We start from the raw sequence: 19,549 nt of genomic DNA, 5'->3' as shown, positions 1-19,549 counted from the left end.
ACGCACGCGCGTGGCTACCGTTGCATGTACCCATCGCTAAGCGTCTGCATGAAGCTGACTAGTGCATCCTCCTCCTCGTCGGAAAGACCGAGGCGTCCGACGAACTTGGTGTTCATGTTGCGGGTGGATTCCGGGGCCGGCCAGCACGCAGTCCCCTCGCCCGGATCGTTGCGACCGCAGCGCGGCAGCACGTCACGCGTGTTGTAGAAATGCACGATCGACTTGAGACTCGTGAAATAGCCGTTGTGACCGTAAGCCTTGACGAAGTCCGGGTAAGGCCTCTTGTCGACGTTGCGCAGCGTCGGAACCTGAAAGCGGCCGACATTCGCCGGCGCGAGCGGGGCCCAGCGCGCATCGACGGATGAAGGTTGGCTAAGCAGATGATCGGCGACGAGAAAGCCGGCGACGCCCGGATCCACATACGATGAGCCTGCGGGATTGGCGCGATAGCCACGTGCGTCCGGTTGCTGTTCGGCGTAGTACGGAAGCCGCGGATTTGCGGGAGTGCCGATGTTGCTCGCTGTGAAATCGGTGAACAGCGGATCTTCGCCGGGCCCTCCGTCGCGGTGGCAATTGTTGCATTGCCCTTTGCCGCGGAACAGCGCGTAACCCGCCTGCTCCTGGGGCGTGAACTGCGCCTTCCCCGCCTGCACCGCATCGAACTTGGACGTAAGCGCCGTCACCTCCGCCGATGCTTCATAGCCGGAGATGGACTGCGCCATCTGGTCGAACGTTGTCGCGGCCCGGCCGCGATCTATCGGCGTCAGGTGAACCGGCGTCGGATCGTTCGCAGGAGGTGGCCCTGGTTGACTGCACACCTGCTCCACGTCACCGGGCCACTGGATGGCAAATGCCTGTAGACCCCAGACGGCCTCGAACAGGCCGCGATAGGGCCGTTGGGCGGCTCGATAGACCGCACAAGCGACATCGGGCAGGCCCATCTCGACGGGATTGGTCGGTGGCCCCTCTGCCTGTTCGGCCGCCGGGTTACCCAATCGGCGGCCCGTTGCGCGCATGTCCCAGAAATTGCCGCCGACGAGATCGCCCTGGCCGGGATTGTAATGCAGCACGGGCGAGAGCGGCGCGTAGGCGTGCGATTGCGGCTTGCGATTGCTGAATCGGGTGCGCACCGAACCCGGATAGGAGGCGGTCGTACGATTGAGCTCGGACACCGGCCCCGTGAAGCCCGTCTCAGGTGTGTGACAAAACGCACACGCCTCGTTGCGATTCACCGACAGCTCCTTGTCATACAGCATCAACTTGCCGAGCAGTTCGATCTGCTGCACCTGATTGTCAGGTGGCGCCGCCAGCCGCTGGAGGCTTTCTGCTTCGATCCGGCCGATCTCTGCCTCAACCCGCGCAATTTCCTTCAAGGCGGCCGGCGAAAGCGTTGTGCCTGTCTCCTGCGCCCACACGACGGCAGCCCCGGCACAGGTGAGCACCACAATCGCGGCCCTGATCGAGACGTTCATCCGGCGTGATCTCACAAATAGAATGTCCATTGGCATGCTGTTCTCGGCGACATCGGGACGGAGCGCTTGTTGGTAATTGTTTCAATCAGCGAGTTCTTGCCTGAAACAGCCCAGACGGCGTTGCGCACGAGCAAGCAGTCTCAGTTCAGAACGAGTGATCGCAGCAATCGCAATCAACAAAAGACAAGGGCTGTCAAGTTGATTTTCGCCGCGGCGACTAGCTTTGGGCATGTCGTCAACATCGGCTGCTCATATGCAACAAGTCAAGATCAACGGTGCTTTGCACAATATTGATGCCGATCCGCAGATGCCTTTGCTTTGGGCGATCCGCGACATTCTCGGGTTGGCCGGCACCAAATTCGGCTGCGGCATCGGCGCCTGCGGCGCATGCACCGTGCACATGGACGGACAGGCGGTACGCTCTTGCGTGACGCCGTTGTCGGCCGCAGCCGGGCATGAGATCGTCACCATCGAAGGACTAAGCTCCGATGGCACGCACGCCGTCCAGCGCGCGTGGCGCGCCAACAACGTGCCCCAGTGCGGCTACTGCCAGCCGGGCCAGATCATGCAGGCCGCGGCTCTCCTCAAGGAAACGCCAAAGCCGACGGATCAGCAGATCACCGATGCCATGTCAGGCAACATTTGCCGCTGTGGCACCTACGCGCGGATTCGCGCCGCGATCAAGTCAGCCGCGGAGACCATCTGATGACGAGGGTCGTAAACCTCAGCCGGCGCGAAGTCGTCGCGGGCGGCGCCACCGGCCTCGTTCTCGGCTTCACGATCGGATTCAGCAACTTTCCGGCTCTCGCGGCTCATGCTCATGCGAGCGGTGTTTTTGAACCCAACGTCTACCTGATGATCGATCAGACCGGTTTGGTGACGATTGTCGCGCATCGGTCGGAGATGGGCACGGGAATCAAGACGGGATTGCCCATGGTGCTCGCCGATGAGCTTGGCGCCGACTGGAGCCGCGTCAGGATCGTGCAGGCCCAGGGTGATCCGAAATATGGCGACCAGAACACTGATGGGTCCCGCAGCATGCGGCAATTCTATCAGCCGATGCGCGAGGCGGGCGCGTCAGCCCGGCAGATGCTCGAGGCGGCGGCTGCCCGTGTCTGGAACGTCAACGCAAACGATTGCCAGGCGCGCAATCACGTGATCGTTCACGTTCCAACGGGTCGGCAGCTGTCGTTCGGCGATGCCGCCAAGATGGCGGCGACAATGGAGATCGCGCCACTCGATCACATGGAATTGCGTTTCACGGCGGCGGACGAACGGCGCTACGTCGGCAAACCCGTTCCCATAGTCGATCTCGACGCAATCACGCGCGGCACGGCGACCTATGGCATCGACGTCACCCTTCCCGGGATGAAGTACGCGTCCGTCGAGCGCTGTCCAGTCTACGGCGGCAAAGCCTTGCACTTCGACGCCACGGACGCGCTGAAAGTCCCCGGCGTCGAGCAGGTGGTGGAGATTCCGGCCACCCCTATTCCGTCCGGCTTCTATCCCCTCGGCGGCATTGCCGTCATCGCCAGCAATACCTGGTCGGCGCAGCAGGGCCGCGCAAAGCTCAAGATCACTTGGGATTTTGGCGCCAATGCCGATCACGATTCGACGACTTATCGGGCTGAGCTTGAGGCAACGGCGAAGCAGCCCGGACGGGTCGTGCGCAGCCAAGGCAACGTCGACGTCGCCCTCGGCGAGGCCCATCGCCGCATCTCGGCGGATTATTTTGTGCCCTATTACGCGCATGCGCCGATGGAAGTACCGAACGCCGTCGCCCACTTCGCCGATGGGAAGTGTGAGATCTGGGCGCCCACGCAATTCCCGCAGTCCGCACGTACGACCGCCTCCCAGGTCCTCGGCGTGCAGTTCGAAGACGTCACCGTCAACGTAACGCTGCTGGGAGGCGCATTCGGCCGTAAATCCAAATCCGACTACGTGGCCGAGGCGGCACTGCTGTCACGCCGCATCGGCGCGCCGGTCAAGGTCACGTGGACGCGCGAGGACGAGATCCAGCACGATTATTATCACGCGATTTCTGCCCAGCACCTCGAAGCCGGGCTCGACGCCGAAGGACGCCCGTCGGCCTGGCTGCACCGAACCGTCTTTCCGGCCATCGAATCGACCTTCCAGCCAGACGTCACGTACGGCAGCGCCGGTGAGCTGCAGCAGGGCGTGACCGACATGCCCTACGCGATCGACAATGTCCGCTGCGAAAACGGCCAGGCGGCCAACCATGTCAGGATCGGCTGGTATCGGTCGGTCTACAACATTCCTCACGCGTTCGCGGTGTGCTCGTTCGCCGATGAGCTTGCACACGCGGCCGGCAAAGACCCGCTCGAATATCTGCGCGAGCTGTTGGGCCAGCCGCGCAAGCTCGACTTCGCCGCGATGCACGTCGATTATCCCAACTACGGCGCATCGCTCGATACTTATCCGGTCGACACCGGCCGACTACGAGGTGTCCTTGACCTGGTCGCCCGCAACAGTGGATGGGGCAGCAGCCTGCCGACACGGCACGGACGCGGCGTCGCCGTCCACCGCAGCTTCCTGAGCTACGCGGCAGCGGTCGCGCAGGTCGCCGTCGGTAGCGACGGCCAACTCACCATTCCCAGGGTGGATATCGGGCTCGATTGCGGTCTCGTCGTCAACCCGGACCGCGTGCGCGCCCAGCTCGAAGGCGCCGTGATCATGGCCATCAGCAACGCGCTCTACAGCAATATCAGCATCAAGCAGGGGCACATCGAGCAGAGCAATTTCAGCGACTACCTGGTCGCTCGTACCGATATCGCACCTGAAACTCACGTCCACCTCGTCGAGAGCGACGCGCCTCCCGGCGGGGTTGGCGAGCCCGGCGTACCACCGGTCGCGCCAGCCATCTGCAACGCGATTTTTGCCGCAACCGGTAAGCGAATTCGTGCGCTGCCGATCGACCCTGCGCAATTGAAGGTCACCTGACAGGCGGAACGGCCGCTTCGGCCAAGGGGACTGGAAAGGCATCGAGTAAGGAGCAAGCTTATGGCTGATGAAGCCAAGACCCTCGAAAACAAGGCACTCGACTACAAGGCTCCGGCGAGCACGCCTGTCCGAATCGGCATGGAGCGCGTCGAAATTCAGGGAACGCCGCTCCAGGTCTCACGCGTCGCGCTAGGGACGTGGGCCATCGGGGGCTGGATGTGGGGCGGCACGGATGAAGCGGAATCGATCAAAACGATTCAAGGGGCGGTCGAGCACGGCATCAACGTCATCGACACCGCGCCGGCCTACGGGTTCGGCCGTTCCGAAGAAATTGTCGGCAAGGCACTCGCAGACGGTGGTCTGCGCTCCCGTGTGCAGATCGCCACAAAGGTCGGATTGGAATGGAAGGATGGGCGCGTATTCCGCAATGCCAGCCGCGCGCGGATCCTGCGGGAATCGAAAGATTCTCTTCGTCGGCTTCAGACCGACTACATCGATATCTATCAGATCCACTGGCCGGATCCGTTGATCACGATCGAGGAGACTGCCGAGGCGATGCGCGACCTGTGCGAACAGGGAACAATCCGCGCAATCGGCGTCAGCAACTTCTCGGTCCTGCAGATGGAGCAGTTCCGGCGAATTGCGCCACTTCACGTGCTGCAGCCGCCCTTCAATTTGTTTGAGCGCGGCATCGAGACCGATATCCTGCCGTATTGCCGCGAGAACAACATTGCGACCTTCGGGTATGGCGCGCTGTGCCGTGGTCTCCTCTCCGGCCGAATGCGGCCGGAGAGCAAATTCGAAGGGGATGACCTCCGACGAACCGATCCGAAATTCCAGCAGCCGCGCTTTGCGCAATATCTTGCGGCCGTCGAGCAGCTCGATTTACTCGCGCAGCGACGCTTCGGCAAGCGAGTGATCCACCTGGCCATCCGGTGGATGCTCGACCAGGGCATCACGACGGCGCTCTGGGGTGCGCGCAATCCGGCGCAACTTCTCCCGGTCGACGAGGTGAGCGGCTGGCATCTGGATGAGACGGCCAGAGCGGATATCGATCGCATCCTGCACGACACGATTACCGATTCGATCGGCCCGGAGTTCATGGCGCCGCCGGCACGGAGTTCTGCAGCGCACTAGGCCCAAGGACCAGGCGTGGCGGTAAAGGCATTAGCTTCTTAGAAAGGAAACGGCATGAGCAGCACAGTGGCGGACCAATTCGTAAAGATCCTCGTCGCGGCTGGCGTCAAGCGAATGTATGGCATCGTCGGCGACAGCCTGAACGGGCTGACGGACGCGATTCGTCGCGACGGCAAAATCGAATGGATCCACGTCCGGCACGAGGAGGTCGCAGCCTTCGCGGCTGGCGCCGACGCTCACCTTACCGGCGAGCTCGTCGTCTGCGCGGGCAGTTGCGGGCCCGGTAACCTGCATCTCATCAATGGCCTGTTCGACTGTCATCGCTCCAGGGTGCCGGTCCTCGCCATCGCCGCGCAGATCCCGTCGAGTGAAATCGGCTCCGGATATTTCCAGGAGACGCATCCGGAGCAGCTGTTCAAAGAATGCAGTCATTATTGCGAGGTCGTCTCCGGTGCCAACCAGATGCAGCGCACGCTCGAGCTCGCCATTCGGCAGGCCGTCACAAACCGCGGCGTTTCCGTGATCGTCATTCCGGGCGATGTTGCGCTACAGCCAGCCGAAATGGGATCGGATCCGCAGCCCGCGAACCTGCTGCCGGCCCGACCGGCCGTGCCGGCAGCGAACGATGCCTTGGATCGATTGGCCGCACTGCTCAACGGAAACGGGCGCGTGACGATGCTCTGCGGCTCCGGCTGTCAAGGCGCTCACGAACAGGTTGTGGCGCTCGCCGAGCGCCTCAAGGCGCCTGTCGTTCACGCACTGAGAGGCAAGGAACATGTCGAGTGGGATAACCCATACGACGTCGGCATGACTGGTCTCCTCGGCTTTTCATCGGGCTATTACGCGATGCTGGATTGCGACGTCCTGCTGATGCTCGGGACCGACTTCCCGTATCGGCAGTTCTATCCGCGCGGTTCGGAGGTCAAGATCGCACAGGTCGATCTGAGAGCGGAGGTCATCGGGCGACGAACTCCGGTCGATCTCGCCGTGATTGGCGACGTGCGCGCGACGATCGACGCGCTTCTGCCGCTCCTCAAGGAGAAGCGAGACGGTAGTCATCTTGCCCAGGCGCGCGAACACTACGGTAAAGCACGCGAAGGGCTCGATGAGCTAGCTCGCAAGGGCAGCGGCAAGTTGATTCACCCGCAGCAGATCGCGAAGGCCGTTAGCGATTTGGCCTCCGATGATGCGGTCTTCACCTGCGATGTCGGACTGCCGACCGTCTGGGCAGCGCGATATCTCGCGATGAACGGCAAGCGGCGGCTGATCGGGTCATTCTGGCACGGCTCGATGGCCAATGCGATGCCGCAGGCAATTGGCGCACAAGCCGCTTTTCCGGGCCGACAGGTGATCTCGCTCTCGGGCGACGGGGGCTTCACCATGCTTATGGGCGACTTGCTCACACTCGTGCAGCACCGCCTTTCGACGAAGGTGGTGGTGTTCAACAACGGCGCACTCGGTTTCATCGAGCTCGAGCAGAAGGGCACCGGTTTCCTCGATTTTGGCACCGAGCTCAAGAACCCCAATTTTGCGGCCATGGCCGAAGCTGTCGGCATTCGCGGCATTCGGATCGAGGACCCCACCAAGGTGGAGGAGGGAATCGCCGCGGCGCTTGCGCATAATGGCCCCGTTCTCATCGATGCCGTCGTCAGCCGGACAGAGCTTGCGGTGCCGCCGTCGATAAACGTCGAGATGGCGAAGGGCTTCTCGCTCTACATGGTGAAGGCGATCATGAGCGGCAGGGCCGACGAGGTCATCGACCTCGCAAAGACCAATCTCTGGCGGTAAGGGCGGCGGCATCATGGAGATCACGGCGCTACTTCTGTCACGACTGCAGTTCGCGTTTACCGTTTCGTTTCACATCATCTTTCCGTCCTTCACGATCGGCCTGGCAGCGTGGCTCACTGTCCTGGAGACCCTCCATCTCGCGACGGGGCGCCCGGCGTACCGGGTGCTGTTCGACTTCTGGCTCAAGATCTTCGCGGTGGCTTTCGGACTCGGCGTGGTCTCGGGGGTCGTCATGGCCTTCGAGATAGGCACGAACTGGAGCGACTTTTCACGGATGACGGGACCGATCCAGGGGGTGCTTCTCTCGTATGAAACATTCACTGCTTTTGCGCTAGAGGCGGGTTTCCTCGGCGTACTTCTGTTCGGCCGACCGAAAGTCCCTCCGTGGTTCTACCTGTTTTCGACCGCAATGGTCGCCCTCGGCACCACGCTGTCGGCGTTCTGGATCATGATCAACAACAGTTGGATGCAAGTTCCGGTCGGGTATGTCGTCGAGAACGGAATGTTCGCGCCAAACGATTGGGCCAAGATCATCTTCAATTCGGTGGTCTGGTCGCGCTTTCCGCACATGCTTCTGGCAGCTTACCTGACCGGCGCATTCTGCGTGGCTGCGACGGGCGCCTGGTATTTGCTGCGGGGAATGTTTATCGCCGAAGCAAAAATTATGCTGCGTATGGGCTTGTATCTCGCGGCCGTGCTCGTTCCCGTCCAGATCATTTTCGGTCACCTCAACGGTGAATACGTTGTCCGCTACCAGCCCGCGAAGATGGCCGCCATCGAGGCGCGATGGCACAATGAACAGCCGGCATCCGAAGTGCTGCTCGCGTGGCCGGACGTCGCCAATCGGCGCAACCTTTTCGCGATCACTTTGCCCCCGCCTTGGGGCAGCTTGATCGACTCTGACAGCCTCGACGCCGCGGAAGTCGGGCTCGATAGCATTCCCGAGAGCGATTGGCCCCCGATACTCATTCCCTTCTTCAGCTTCCGAATCATGGTCGGCTGCGGCGTCCTTATGTTGGCTCTGGCCTGGGTCGGAACATATTTGAGCCGCAAAGGGCATCTGGCGCGGAACCGGACGGTGCTCTGGGCAACGTTTCTCAGCTTTCCTCTGCCCTTCGTCGCCACCTTGACCGGCTGGTTCACGGCGGAGGTAGGACGTCAGCCCTGGGTGGTCTACGGCGTGCTGAGAACCGCGGATGCAATGACGCCCTTCCTCACGAGGGGCACGGCAATGATTTCGCTCATCGTTTTTTGTGCGATCTACACTTTCATCTTTGCGTTCGGCATCTTCTACATCTACCGGCTGCTGCGTGCAGGACCGGTCGGTCGCCTCCTGCCGCCAACAGCCGTTCTTCCTAATCGGCCCCTGTCAGCCGTCGACCGGCCAGATGCGGCAGCAGCCCTCGTTCGCCTTCCGGCCGGAGAATAGCCATGGTCATGTTCTGGGTGACGATCCTTGCCGTTAGCATTCTACTTTATGTCTTGCTGGACGGGTTCGATCTGGGCGTCGGCATGCTGTTCGGGTTGGCTTCCGACGAGCAGCGAAGGCACGCCATGATAGGCGCCGTGGCGCCGGTCTGGGACGGCAACGAGACCTGGCTCGTCGTCTCGGGCGTGATCCTCTGGGGGGCGTTTCCGGTTGTCTATTCTGTGCTGATGTCGGCGTTCTATCTCCCGGTTGTGCTGATGCTGGCGGGTCTGATCCTGCGCGGTGTGGCGTTCGAGTTTCGCAGCAAGGCCGCGCGGATGCGGTGGATCTGGAACGCAAGCTTTGTGGGAGGCTCGCTTGTCGCAACATTCATGCAGGGCTTGATGGTAGGCGCTCTCGTGCAGGGCCTGCCGGTCTCCGGCGACCGGTATGTCGGCGGTGAATTCGGCTGGTTCAGTCCCTTTGCGATTGCATGCGGCATCGGTCTGTGTGTCGGCTACGCGCTGCTCGGTGCCTGCTGGCTTGTGCGAAAATGCGAGGACGAGGTCCGCGACCAGGCCTATCGCCTCATTCCCTATCTGGCAGCCGCGTTGCTTGTCATCTTGATCGTCGTGTTCGCCTACGCGTTAGCCGGAGATTTTGCAGTGATGACGCGTTGGCTTGACCGGCCATCCTTGTTCGTCTTCCCGGTCATTGGCATGTTGGCCGCGATCACGCTGGCCGCCAGCGTTCACCGCCATCAGGACGCGCTCCCCTTCCCCATGGTCGCTCTCATCTTTGTGGCCGCGTTCGGCACGCTGGCGATCTCGTTCTGGCCCTACATGATTCCGTTCTCGATCACGATCGAACAGGCGGCCGCCCCTCATTCGAGCCTTGCTTTCATGTTCTGGGGAGAGGGGCTCTTCGTATTCCCTCTCATGCTGCTCTACACCGTGATCAGCCTGACCGTGTTCAGAGGGAAAGTCGCAGCGTCAACAGACCATTACTAGGCGGGCGGGCCTCGCAAGCTTCGCCCTTCCACCAATTTGCCGCCCTCAGGCGCGGCCATTTCGAGACCACACAAAACGGAGCGATCACAAGATGACCACACCCGTCAGCAAAAAAATCGAACCGGCACTCGGCCACCCCACCAGCTACCAGTTGCTGCACGATCCGCGCCTCAACAAGGGCACCGCCTTCACCGAGGCCGAGCGCCGCGCCTGGGGTCTCGAAGGTCTGCTGCCCCCCGCCGTCACCAATATTGAGTTGCAGGTATCACGCCGGCACGCCGAGATCGCCGCGCTCGACAATGATCTCCTGAAATACCTTGTGCTTTCGGATCTGCAGGCGCGCAACGAGACGCTCTACTACGCGACCCTGATGTCCGACCCGGCCACCTATATGCCGCTGGTCTACACGCCGACGGTCGGCGAAGCCTGCCAGAAGTTCGGGCACATCTTCCGCCAGCCGCGCGGCATGTATCTGCCGATCAGCGCGCGCGGTCGGGTCAAGGAATTTCTTTCCAACTGGCCGGAAAAGGACGTGCGCTTCATCGTCGTCACTGACGGTGAGCGCATCCTCGGTCTGGGCGATCTCGGCGCCGGCGGGATGGGCATTCCAATCGGCAAGCTCGCGCTCTATACCGCTTGCGCCGGCGTTCCGCCGCAGGGCTGCCTGCCGATCGTTCTCGATGTCGGCACGAACAACGAGACCCTGCTCGATGACCCGCTCTATCTCGGGCTGCGGCAGCACCGCGAGCGCGGCGACGCCTATATGGCCTTTGTCGACGAGTTCGTAACTGTCGTGCAGCAGCTCTACCCGAAATGCTGTATCCAGTGGGAGGATTTCGCCAACATCAATTCCGTCCCGATTCTCGCGCGCTATCGGGACAAGATCTGCACCTTCAATGACGACATCCAGGGCACTGCCGGGGTGGCGTTGGCCGGCATCCTCGCCGCTTCCCGCCTCACCGGGAAGAAGCTTGCCGAGCAGCGATTCCTGTTTCTCGGTGCGGGATCGGCTGCAACCGGCATCGCCGAGCTGATCAGCCTCGCGATGACGCGCGAGGGCATGGATCCCGCCGAGGCGCGGCGGCGCAACGCGCTGTTCGACGTCCACGGGCTGCTGGTGACCTCGCGCACCGATCTGGCCGAATTTCAGAAGCCGTTCGCCCAGGACCGGGCGCCCGTCTCCACTTTCGCCGAGGCTGTTGAGTCAGTGCGACCGACCGGCATCATCGGGGTCAGCGCCGTTCCGAAACTGTTCAATCAGGCGGTGATCAGCGCGATGGCGCGCGTCAACGAGCGGCCGATCATCTTCCCCTATTCGAACCCGACCTCGCGCTCCGAGTGCACGGCCGAGGAAGCTTATCGCTGGTCGAACGGGCGGGCCATTTTTGCCAGCGGCAGCCCGTTCCCGCCGGTGGAGATCGCCGGCCGGCGCTTCGTACCGGGCCAAGGCAACAACGTCTACATCTTCCCGGCGCTGGGCATGGCGGTGTTTGCCACGGAGGCGACTCGGGTGACCGACGAGATGTTCCTGGTCGCTGCGCAAGCCGTCGCCGAGCAGGTCACCGAAGAGAACCTCTCGGTCGGACTGATTTATCCGCCGCAGAGCCGTATCCTCGAAGCATCGCTCCATGTCGCGGAGCGGATCGCGGCCTGCATTTTCGACCAGGGGCTGGCTGGCGTGAAGCGACCGGACGATATCAGCACGCTGATCCGCAGCCGCGTCTACCGTCCCGGCTATCTGGGGTGATGCGGATGGCCGACGTGTTGCAACGCGATCCCGATCAGGACTTCACTCGTGCAAATCCGCGCTCTGAGTCGGCGACGCTGCACCTTGGCGACCGCGTTGGCGACATGGCGCTGCACCGCATCGTCGTTGTGGGCGGCGGTGCAGCAGGGCTCGAGCTCGTCACCCGGCTCGGCGATCGCCTCGGCCGCAAATCACGGGCGTCCATTACCCTGGTGGAGTCGGCCCGAACCCATCTCTGGAAGCCGCTCCTGCACGCGGTGGCGGCAGGAAGCATCGATCCCGGCGAATACGAGGTGAACTATCTCGCGCAGGCGCATTGGCACGGCTTCAGATATCACTTCGGCGAGATGATCGGGCTTGATCGCACCAGCAAGGAAGTGCATCTCGCCGCCACCTTCGACGACGAGGGGCGCCAGATCACGCCGCCCCGCGCGGTCGGATACGACACATTGGTGATCGCTATTGGCAGCGTGACCAACGATTTCGGGACGCCAGGCGTCGCAGAACATGCCGTTCCCCTTGAAACCCCCGCACAGGCCGAGCGGTTCAACCGGCGACTTGTCAACGCCTGCCTGCGCGCGCAAACACAGCCGGGCCCGGTGCGGCCGGGTCAGCTTCACGTGGCGGTGGTCGGGGCTGGCGCGACCGGGACCGAATTAGCCGCTGAGCTCCATCGTACCACGCGCGAGGTGGTCGCCTACGGCCTTGACCACATCGACCCAGAGCGCGACATCCGCGTAGTGTTGATCGAGGCCACGTCGCGCATCCTGCCTGGCCTGCCGGAGCGGATCTCCGAGGCGACGCGCCGCCTGCTTGACCAGATCGGTGTCAAGGTTCGCACCGGCGCAAAAGTCAAGGAGGTGACGCCGGTGGGTGTCACGCTCGCCGACGGATCGTTCATCGCGTCGGAGCTCGTGGTATGGGCCGCCGGGGTCAAGGCACCGGAGGTATTGGGCCGGCTCGACGGCCTCGAGAACAATCGCATCAATCAGCTCGTCGTCGAGCCGACACTGCAAACGACGCGCGATCCCGCAATTTTCGCGATCGGCGACTGCGCTGCTTGTCCGCGCCCTGGCGCATCCACCCCGGTTCCACCGCGGGCGCAGGCCGCGCATCAAGAAGCGGCGCACATGGTGCGCCAGATCGAGCGGCGGCTGCGCGGGCAGCGGCTGCGAGCGTACAAGTACCGCGACTTCGGCTCGCTGGTTTCGCTCGGCAGATGGAGCACGGTCGGAAACCTGATGGGCTTTTTCGGCCGCAGCATCTTCGTCGCGGGCCTGTTTGCCCGGGTCATGTATCTCTCGCTGCGCATCATGCATGAGCGCGCGCTGGGTGGCACCTCGCGGGCACTCCTCGCTCTCGTCGCCCGCGCTCTGACGCATCGGACCGGCCCGCCGGTAAAGCTGCATTGATTTCGCAGCTTTCGGGGCAGTGATCCACGAATTCCGAAATCGCCTCTTCACGGAAGTCATGCCAAGGAACGAAGTAAACGCGCTGGAGCGCTCGGTCTCTAGTTGCACCGATCGCTGTGATCGTACTCACCATCGCATGCGGAGCTCACGATATCCGATGCTGAACCCAAATCGGAGAACAAAAGGGCCGATCTCTGCGTCGGCTTCGCGAATCCGGCAACTGCAATGACGAAGACATCGTTTCGATTGGTTCCGTCGTTGCTGACGCTCGCGGCCACCGGGTTTGCCGTGTTGCTCGGCTGGGCAATGTGGGAATCGTATATGGGGACGCCCTGGACACGCGACGGTACCGTTCGCACCTATGTCGTGACCATCGCGCCGGAGGTAGAGGGGCGTATTGTTCAGCTAACGGTGGGCGACAATCAGTTCGTGCACAAGGGCGACTTGCTGCTGGTGATTGATCCGACGAACTACAGGATCACGCTCCAGTTGGCTGAAGCAGCTGTCGCGCAGGCTCGGGCCACGGCCCAGAATGCGCAGCGACAGGCAGCGCGGCGCCGCATGATGACCGATCTGGCGGAGACCGTCGAAGACAGACAGACCTATGAGGCCAACGCCGCTGCGGCCCAGGCGCAATACCAGCAGGCTATCGCCAGCCGCGATCAGGCAAAGGTCAATCTGGAGCGCACCGAGCTCCATTCTCCGGTGAACGGGTGGGTAACCAACCTCTTGGCGCGACTTGGGGACTATGCCGGCGTTGGACGGAACACGATCTCGGTCGTCGACGCCGATTCCTTCTGGGTGGATGCATATTTCGAGGAAACGCAACTAGCCCTCATGCACGAAGGCGATCCTGCCAGTATCAAGCTGATGGGCTACAGGCAGGTCGTGCACGGCGAAGTCGGCGGCGTGGCGCGCGGCATCAACATCGCAAATGCGCAATCCGACCCGCAAGGGCTGGCTACGGTGAATCCGATTTTCACCTGGGTACGCCTCGCTCAACGCATACCTGTGCGCATCCGGATCGATCAGGTACCTGATGGAGTTCGGCTGGTCGCCGGCATGACGGCGACGGTCCAGATCGACCCGCGAGATAAGCCACGCAGGAACTGAGCACGGGCTCACCACACGGACTTCGGTTGCGCATCACCCGCGTCTGCAAGTGCCCGGCGAAGGACGCACCAGAGACGCTCGGCCGAGCCGCCGAGCTAAACCAGCGCAAGATCTCGCGCAATGCGGCAATAACTGCAAAGCCACGCCTTTCCGGCGCTGCTAAATCAGATGCGCCTGGTGACCTCATCCTCCCCCCAAACCAGGCTCGCTGCGGCCGTCCATTCGTCCCTAAGTGGACGGCCGCTTTCTTTTTTCTGCCGAACGCGCGCTCCGCGTGCCGCCGGCCGGTCGACTGCTCCAATGGAGTGCCAAAAATGCATGACATTACAAGACCAACCCGCCTTGTTGGCCTATGTGGGAGCTTGCGCAAAGCCTCCTATTCACGTGCGACCTTGTCGGGCCTGCATGACAATCTTCCGCTGTCGACAAACCTTGAAATCTGCGATCTGCAGCTTCCGCTCTATAACGAGGATGAGGATCGAGCCGATGGACCGGAGCAAGTGCGGCTCTTTCGAAAGGCCATTGGTGCCAGCGACGGCGTTGTCATCGTGACGCCGGAGTACAATCACGGCATTCCGGGCGTATTGAAAAATGCCCTGGATTGGGCCTCGCGCCCATTTGGAAAGTCCGTGCTGATCGACAAGCCGGTGCTGGTCATAACGGTCTCGCCTGCCTTTACTGGCGGAGTGCGAGCCCATGCGCAGGTCAACGAGACGCTCCTCTCGATTCCCGCCCGCATCATGGCCGGGCCACAGGTCGTTCTCGGGGGCATTGCAACAAAGGTCAAAGACGGCATCGTCGATACCCATTACCTCGCCTTCACTCTGGAAGCTATCGATCGGCTGGTCACCATGTCACGACAACGGACGTGACCGAGCGTTGGAGATTGCAAGATGAAGATCGGCGTCATCGGACTTGGTCAGATGGGCAGCGGACTGGCCTTGTCGCTCCTGCGGGCCGGCCATGATGTCACGGTCTACAACCGCACGGCAGCAAAGGCCGGCGAATTGCTGAAAAAGGGCGCTGTCGCGGCGCCGCGCATATCTGACGCGTGTAGTGGCGATGTTATCATGACCATGCTGGCCAATGATGCGGCGGTTGAGAGCGTCGTCTATGGCGCCGATGGGCTGCTCGCGAGCCTGCCTAAGGGCCGGGTCCATATCTCATCGAGCACGATCAGCGTGGCGCTTTCAGAGCGCCTTGCGGCTGATCACGCGAAGGCCGGCCAGCGGTTCGTCGCGGCACCGGTGTTTGGGCGCCCTGATGTTGCAGCGGCCGGAGATCTCTCCGTCATTGTCGGTGGCGACAACGACGCGGTCCAGGCTGCCGCACCTGTTTTCCATGCAATCGGGAAGCAGACGTTTGTGGTTTCCGACAAGCCCAAGACTGCCAATCTCGTCAAGCTCAGCGGCAACTTTCTCATCGCGTCCGTCATCGAGTCATTGGGCGAGGCCGTCACGCTTGTCGCCAAGGATGGCGTCGACCGCCAATCATATGTCGACATGCTGACGTCCACCCTGTTCGACGCGCCCGTCTACAAGACTTACGGCAAGCTGATCGTTGAGGGAAAGTTCGAGCCCGCTGGCTTTGCTGCGCCACTCGGCTACAAGGATATTCGGCTTGTGCTGGCGGCTGCCGGCGATTTGCGCGTTCCCATGCCGGTCGCAAGTCTGCTTCGCGATCGCTTCTTGACTTTGCTGGCTCACGACGGTGACAAGCTCGACTGGTCTGCGGTCGGAGCATTGGCTAGCCGAGATTCCGGCACCTCTTGATCCCTTAGCGGACCAACAATCCAATCCGCGGCTGGACGAACCTGCACTGCGCCGAGCAGCTTGCAGCAATGAGCGTTGCTGCGCTCGACTCCCGCATCCGCATCAACGGCAAGAATGACGCAGCACGAGCAATTTGCGCCAAGCCGCGCCGTGTTCATCACCTATTATTCGGAAGCAAGAAGGCCTTCGCCGGGCGACACCCGGCGCCGCGGGGAAGCACACCGGTGAAGATGACGGCGCGGACGTCGCAGCGGGGCGCTGGCTGTTGCTGTAGTTCCTCGCGACCGCACCCGCGAACCATAAGGATGGAAAGAAATGCAGCACGCTACGATAACGGAAGCGAGTTTCAGGCCCGAAGCAGCCTCGGCCCTCGAGGCCGGCGTTCATCCGGTTCACCGGATACTAACGCCGTTTCCAGTCGCCTATTTTACGGGAGCACTCGCAACTGATCTCGCCTATTGGCGGACTGCGGACGTGATGTGGGAAGATTTCTCGGCCTGGCTGATAACGGCCGGCCTGATCGTGGCCGGCCTGGCGCTCATCACCGCCGTGATCGAAGTTGCAACCGGCAGGCAAAGGGCAGCTTGGGCGCGCGTGACTGGCTATGTACTCGCAGTCCTCCTCGCGCTGGTGAATATCTTCGTCCACAGCCGTGACGCGTACACCGCCGTTGTGCCGACGGGCCTGATGCTCTCGGCGCTCGTCGTCATCATTCTGTTGGCCATGGCCCCAACCGGTTGGGTCCTCACCTCGTCCCGTCATGTTGGAGCAGACACGTGATGCCGATCCTCAAGACTGCCCGCGCGGCGAACCTGCCGCGTCTTGCCACCGTCTTTGTCGCGGTTGCCGGCCTGGGGCTCGCGAGTTGCGAAGACGGCGGCGGCGACCCACGAAGCCAGATCGGCGCGCATCCCACGCTGCCCGCGTTGCAGCAATATCTGCTGCCGCCAATCCGCATTGCGGACCCGGTCGGGTGGGAAAACGGTGAAAAGCCGACCGTGCCGCAAGATTTGCAGGTCCAGGCAATGGCCACCGGCTTGGCGCATCCGCGCTCGCTTTATGTCCTCCCGAACGGTGACGTGCTGGTGGTTGAGAGCAACGGTCCGAAGGCGCCGATTTACCGTCCCAAGGACATTATCACTAGCTGGGTAAAGTGGTTCGCCGGCGCCTCAGCAAAGGACGCAAACCGCATCACGCTGCTGCGCGATGCAAATGGCGATGGCATTCCCGAAGTCCGGACCGTCTTTCTGGACCATCTGAATTCTCCTTTTGGCGTAGCCCTCGTCGGTAACGACCTTTACGTCGCCAATACCGATGCCATCGTCCGCTATCCCTACCAGGAAGGACAGACCAGCATCACGGCCGCGCCGACCAAGCTGACTGACCTTCCCGGCGGTCCGATCGATCATCACTGGACGAAGCCGCTGTTAGCAAGTCCGGATGGCTCGAAGCTTTATGTCGGGATTGGCTCCAACAGCAACATCACCGAAAACGGGATCGGAGCCGAATATGAGCGGGCCGCGATCTGGGAGGTCGACCGTGCATCCGGCGCCCATCGCATTTTCGCCAGCGGAACGCGCAACCCGACCGGCCTTCAGTGGGAGCCCGAAACAGGCAAACTCTGGGCCATCGTTAACGAACGCGACGAGATCGGACCAGACCTGGTCCCGGACTATCTGACCGCGGTGCAGGACAGAGGCTTCTATGGCTGGCCCTACAGCTATTACGGCCAGCACCTGGACCCGCGAGTTCAGCCACAGCGCCCGGATCTGGTGGCCACAGCGATTGTGCCGGACTACGCCCTAAGCTCCCATGTGGCGCCACTCGGCGTAGCAATGTACGCGGGCGGCGATCTCCCTGCCAACTATCGAAGCGGTGCCTTCGTCGGCGAACACGGAAGCTGGGATCGAACTCCACTCAACGGTTATAAAGTCGTCTTCGTGCCGTTTACCGGCGGAAAGCCCAGCGGGCCGGCGCGGGATGTCGTCACAGGATTCCTTGATCAAAACAATCACGCCCGCGGACGGCCCGTTGGTCTCGCGATCGATCGCGCCGGCAGATTGCTGATCGCCGACGACGTTGGAAACACGGTTTGGTGCGTATCGTCAGTTCGCCCAGGCCCCAAGCCAGCCACTTAGCAACAGACGGTCCACGCTGCGGCACCGGTCGCGAAATCGTTTCAAGACCCGGCATGCGCCGGGTCTTTGTCGTTGCGTGTTTTCCGGTGCGTGCATCACGCTTCTGTTCTGCTCGAGCGCGCGCCTCGTTCAGTCTGATGAACGCAAGTATAGTGGAGAGGCTCGTTAAACATTCCCATCTCCTGCCTGTCGCGAGGCTTGTGGCCTTCCTCGGCCATGCCGGCCTTGGACAACGCCTGTGGGCGGATAACCCGCCCCCTTGAAAGGAGAATGTTATGAGAAGACGAATGACGACGATTATGGCAATTGCGCTGCTCGCCGGCAGCCTTGTGGCCACTGCCGCGCAAGCCCGCGGCGGCGGTGGTGGTGGCGGGGGACATGGGGGCGGTGGCGGATTTGGTGGAGGCGGCCATATGGGCGGCGGCTTCGGCGGCGGAGGCCATCTCGGTGGCTTTGGCGGAGGTCACATGGGCGGCTTTGGTGGAGCCCACATCGGCGGGTTTGGGGGGACTCACTTTGGAAGTCACGTCGGTGGCTTCGGCGCAGGTCACATGGCGCATGTAGGTCGCGCCCACTTTGGACGACGCCGTTATGCTCACGGCTTTTACGACTATGGCCTCGATTGCCCATATTACCGGCCATACACCGGGCGATACCCCTGCAACTACGACTACTACTGATCGGGTTGATCGGCTCGACGCGACAGCAGACCGCAATGAGGAACTTCATTGCGGTCGCTCTGACCTTTTTGCAGCCAGACTGGCGGTCACCGGGGCCGAGCAAACAGCACACGCGTATTCCACACTCGCGCCACTTCGATACCGATGTACATAAGAAGATACCAAGTTGCGATAACACCAAACCCGAGTGCAATACGAGGACTAAGCGATCTCCGTTACCCTCGCACCAAACGACTGGTCCAAAAGCTGGTCGGTCTCGGTGCTCGCCCCAAAGGCGCGGCTGAAACGGAGAATGCCAATGAGATCCTCCCTGATTGCCGCGGCACTTCCGGCACTCCTTTTCTGCAACGTTGCCATCGCGCAGGGAATACCGGCGCCAACCCCGAGCCTGAGCCCGACGTCGCCGCTTGGCCTGGGAACGGGTTCGACGGTTTCCCCGACCATTCCTCTCGGCGCCACCGAACTCGCGTCCCCCGGAATCAGTCCGGCTCCGACAGGTGTAACGGGCACAATCGCGATGCCCGGTAGCACCACCTCATGTTCAACGGTCGGGATCTCACCATCGACGATGTCCGGATCGACCTCCACTTACGACGGCGGCGGATTGGCCGTTGGCGGTGCAACGCCGGCCGCCGCCGCAACGTCTGGAATGTCGACGTCGGGCATCTGCGGCTCCGGCTCGGGAAGCGTCGCTGCATCGTCGGCTCCAACGCCAATGTCGCCCACAACGACGGGAGGCCTCGCTCAAACCGGCATTCCGTTGGGATCCACCGAAATCGGCAATCTCGGAGTCAGCTCCGCAGTACCAGTGCCGATAACAGGAGTCTCGCCCACCACGGGTAGCGTGACGACTAGCGTGGCCCCAATGGCCCCCTCTGTGTCGTCGCCGCCCTAGGCCTCAACGACCGACA

At 62.2% G+C, this 19,549-nt stretch carries 16 protein-coding genes; 13 read left to right on the top strand and 3 right to left on the bottom strand.

Annotation, left to right across the window (positions count from 1 at the left end):
- Window positions 1-14 precede the first annotated feature (14 nt).
- On the bottom strand, window positions 15-1,472 hold the full coding sequence (locus JJC00_RS12255) for a cytochrome-c peroxidase (protein WP_200472803.1): 1,458 nt from the start codon (window positions 1,470-1,472) through the stop codon (window positions 15-17).
- A 253-nt stretch (window positions 1,473-1,725) separates the two neighbouring features.
- Between JJC00_RS12255 and JJC00_RS12250 the strand changes: the two genes are divergently transcribed.
- The 13 genes from JJC00_RS12250 (at window position 1,726) to JJC00_RS12190 (ending at window position 17,958) form a co-directional block, all read left to right on the top strand.
- A complete protein-coding gene (locus tag JJC00_RS12250; RefSeq protein WP_200472802.1) occupies window positions 1,726-2,178 on the top strand; it encodes a (2Fe-2S)-binding protein in 453 nt (150 codons plus the stop codon).
- A complete protein-coding gene (locus JJC00_RS12245) occupies window positions 2,178-4,433 on the top strand; it encodes a xanthine dehydrogenase family protein molybdopterin-binding subunit (RefSeq protein ID WP_200474090.1) in 2,256 nt (751 codons plus the stop codon). The genes JJC00_RS12250 and JJC00_RS12245 overlap by 1 nt, the downstream gene beginning before the upstream one ends.
- A 60-nt stretch (window positions 4,434-4,493) precedes the next feature.
- Complete coding sequence (locus JJC00_RS12240; RefSeq protein WP_349643539.1) at window positions 4,494-5,570, top strand: aldo/keto reductase; 1,077 nt, start codon at window positions 4,494-4,496, stop codon at window positions 5,568-5,570.
- Window positions 5,571-5,624: 54 nt separating this feature from the next.
- A complete protein-coding gene (gene poxB / locus JJC00_RS12235) occupies window positions 5,625-7,358 on the top strand; it encodes a ubiquinone-dependent pyruvate dehydrogenase (protein WP_200472801.1) in 1,734 nt (577 codons plus the stop codon).
- A 13-nt stretch (window positions 7,359-7,371) separates the two neighbouring features.
- Window positions 7,372-8,787 (top strand): cytochrome ubiquinol oxidase subunit I, encoded by a 1,416-nt coding sequence (locus JJC00_RS12230; RefSeq protein ID WP_200472800.1) that lies wholly within the window; start codon window positions 7,372-7,374, stop codon window positions 8,785-8,787.
- 2 nt (window positions 8,788-8,789) lie between these two features.
- A complete protein-coding gene (cydB, locus tag JJC00_RS12225) occupies window positions 8,790-9,776 on the top strand; it encodes a cytochrome d ubiquinol oxidase subunit II (RefSeq protein WP_200472799.1) in 987 nt (328 codons plus the stop codon).
- A 91-nt stretch (window positions 9,777-9,867) separates the two neighbouring features.
- Window positions 9,868-11,523, top strand: coding sequence for an NAD-dependent malic enzyme (locus JJC00_RS12220; protein WP_200472798.1), 1,656 nt, complete (start codon window positions 9,868-9,870; stop codon window positions 11,521-11,523).
- 104 nt (window positions 11,524-11,627) lie between these two features.
- Window positions 11,628-12,935, top strand: a complete 1,308-nt coding sequence (locus tag JJC00_RS12215) for an NAD(P)/FAD-dependent oxidoreductase (protein WP_200474088.1) — start codon at window positions 11,628-11,630, stop codon at window positions 12,933-12,935.
- 225 nt (window positions 12,936-13,160) lie between these two features.
- Window positions 13,161-14,048 carry an efflux RND transporter periplasmic adaptor subunit gene (locus tag JJC00_RS12210; protein WP_200472797.1) on the top strand — a complete coding sequence of 296 codons (888 nt, stop codon included), beginning with the start codon at window positions 13,161-13,163 and terminating at the stop codon, window positions 14,046-14,048.
- A gap of 26 nt (window positions 14,049-14,074) precedes the next feature.
- Window positions 14,075-14,920: an NADPH-dependent FMN reductase gene (locus JJC00_RS12205; protein ID WP_200472796.1), complete on the top strand. Its 846-nt coding sequence runs from the start codon at window positions 14,075-14,077 to the stop codon at window positions 14,918-14,920.
- Between the two features lie 21 nt (window positions 14,921-14,941).
- On the top strand, window positions 14,942-15,820 hold the full coding sequence (locus tag JJC00_RS12200; RefSeq protein WP_200472795.1) for an NAD(P)-dependent oxidoreductase: 879 nt from the start codon (window positions 14,942-14,944) through the stop codon (window positions 15,818-15,820).
- A 315-nt stretch (window positions 15,821-16,135) separates the two neighbouring features.
- Window positions 16,136-16,600, top strand: coding sequence for a DUF2231 domain-containing protein (locus tag JJC00_RS12195; protein ID WP_200472794.1), 465 nt, complete (start codon window positions 16,136-16,138; stop codon window positions 16,598-16,600).
- A complete protein-coding gene (locus tag JJC00_RS12190; RefSeq protein WP_200472793.1) occupies window positions 16,600-17,958 on the top strand; it encodes a PQQ-dependent sugar dehydrogenase in 1,359 nt (452 codons plus the stop codon). Before JJC00_RS12195 ends, JJC00_RS12190 begins: the two co-directional genes overlap by 1 nt.
- A 95-nt stretch (window positions 17,959-18,053) precedes the next feature.
- On the opposite strand, the gene JJC00_RS12185 is transcribed toward JJC00_RS12190, so the two are convergent.
- On the bottom strand, window positions 18,054-18,518 hold the full coding sequence (locus JJC00_RS12185; protein WP_200472792.1) for a hypothetical protein: 465 nt from the start codon (window positions 18,516-18,518) through the stop codon (window positions 18,054-18,056).
- A gap of 321 nt (window positions 18,519-18,839) precedes the next feature.
- Window positions 18,840-19,226, bottom strand: a complete 387-nt coding sequence (locus JJC00_RS12180) for a hypothetical protein (RefSeq protein WP_200472791.1) — start codon at window positions 19,224-19,226, stop codon at window positions 18,840-18,842.
- Window positions 19,227-19,549 lie beyond the last annotated feature (323 nt).

Source organism: Bradyrhizobium diazoefficiens (assembly GCF_016616885.1).
GTDB classification, from domain to species: Bacteria; Pseudomonadota; Alphaproteobacteria; order Rhizobiales; family Xanthobacteraceae; genus Bradyrhizobium; species Bradyrhizobium diazoefficiens_F.
The sequence above is the reverse complement of the archived record's forward strand: the minus strand, read 5'-3'. Positions and strand labels throughout refer to the sequence as shown.

Bases quoted from the DNA above. Each gene is read 5' to 3' on its own strand.
- JJC00_RS12240 (WP_349643539.1), top strand. From the start codon at position 4,494: ATGGCTGATGAAGCCAAGACCCTCGAAAACAAGGCACTCGACTACAAG.
- cydB (WP_200472799.1), top strand. From the start codon at position 8,790: ATGGTCATGTTCTGGGTGACGATCCTTGCCGTTAGCATTCTACTTTAT.
- poxB (WP_200472801.1), top strand. From the start codon at position 5,625: ATGAGCAGCACAGTGGCGGACCAATTCGTAAAGATCCTCGTCGCGGCT.
- JJC00_RS12195 (WP_200472794.1), top strand. From the start codon at position 16,136: ATGCAGCACGCTACGATAACGGAAGCGAGTTTCAGGCCCGAAGCAGCC.
- JJC00_RS12230 (WP_200472800.1), top strand. From the start codon at position 7,372: ATGGAGATCACGGCGCTACTTCTGTCACGACTGCAGTTCGCGTTTACC.
- JJC00_RS12220 (WP_200472798.1), top strand. From the start codon at position 9,868: ATGACCACACCCGTCAGCAAAAAAATCGAACCGGCACTCGGCCACCCC.
- JJC00_RS12200 (WP_200472795.1), top strand. From the start codon at position 14,942: ATGAAGATCGGCGTCATCGGACTTGGTCAGATGGGCAGCGGACTGGCC.
- JJC00_RS12190 (WP_200472793.1), top strand. From the start codon at position 16,600: ATGCCGATCCTCAAGACTGCCCGCGCGGCGAACCTGCCGCGTCTTGCC.
- JJC00_RS12210 (WP_200472797.1), top strand. From the start codon at position 13,161: ATGACGAAGACATCGTTTCGATTGGTTCCGTCGTTGCTGACGCTCGCG.
- JJC00_RS12245 (WP_200474090.1), top strand. From the start codon at position 2,178: ATGACGAGGGTCGTAAACCTCAGCCGGCGCGAAGTCGTCGCGGGCGGC.
- JJC00_RS12250 (WP_200472802.1), top strand. From the start codon at position 1,726: ATGCAACAAGTCAAGATCAACGGTGCTTTGCACAATATTGATGCCGAT.
- JJC00_RS12255 (WP_200472803.1), bottom strand. From the start codon at position 1,472: ATGAACGTCTCGATCAGGGCCGCGATTGTGGTGCTCACCTGTGCCGGG.
- JJC00_RS12215 (WP_200474088.1), top strand. From the start codon at position 11,628: ATGGCGCTGCACCGCATCGTCGTTGTGGGCGGCGGTGCAGCAGGGCTC.
- JJC00_RS12185 (WP_200472792.1), bottom strand. From the start codon at position 18,518: ATGCGCCATGTGACCTGCGCCGAAGCCACCGACGTGACTTCCAAAGTG.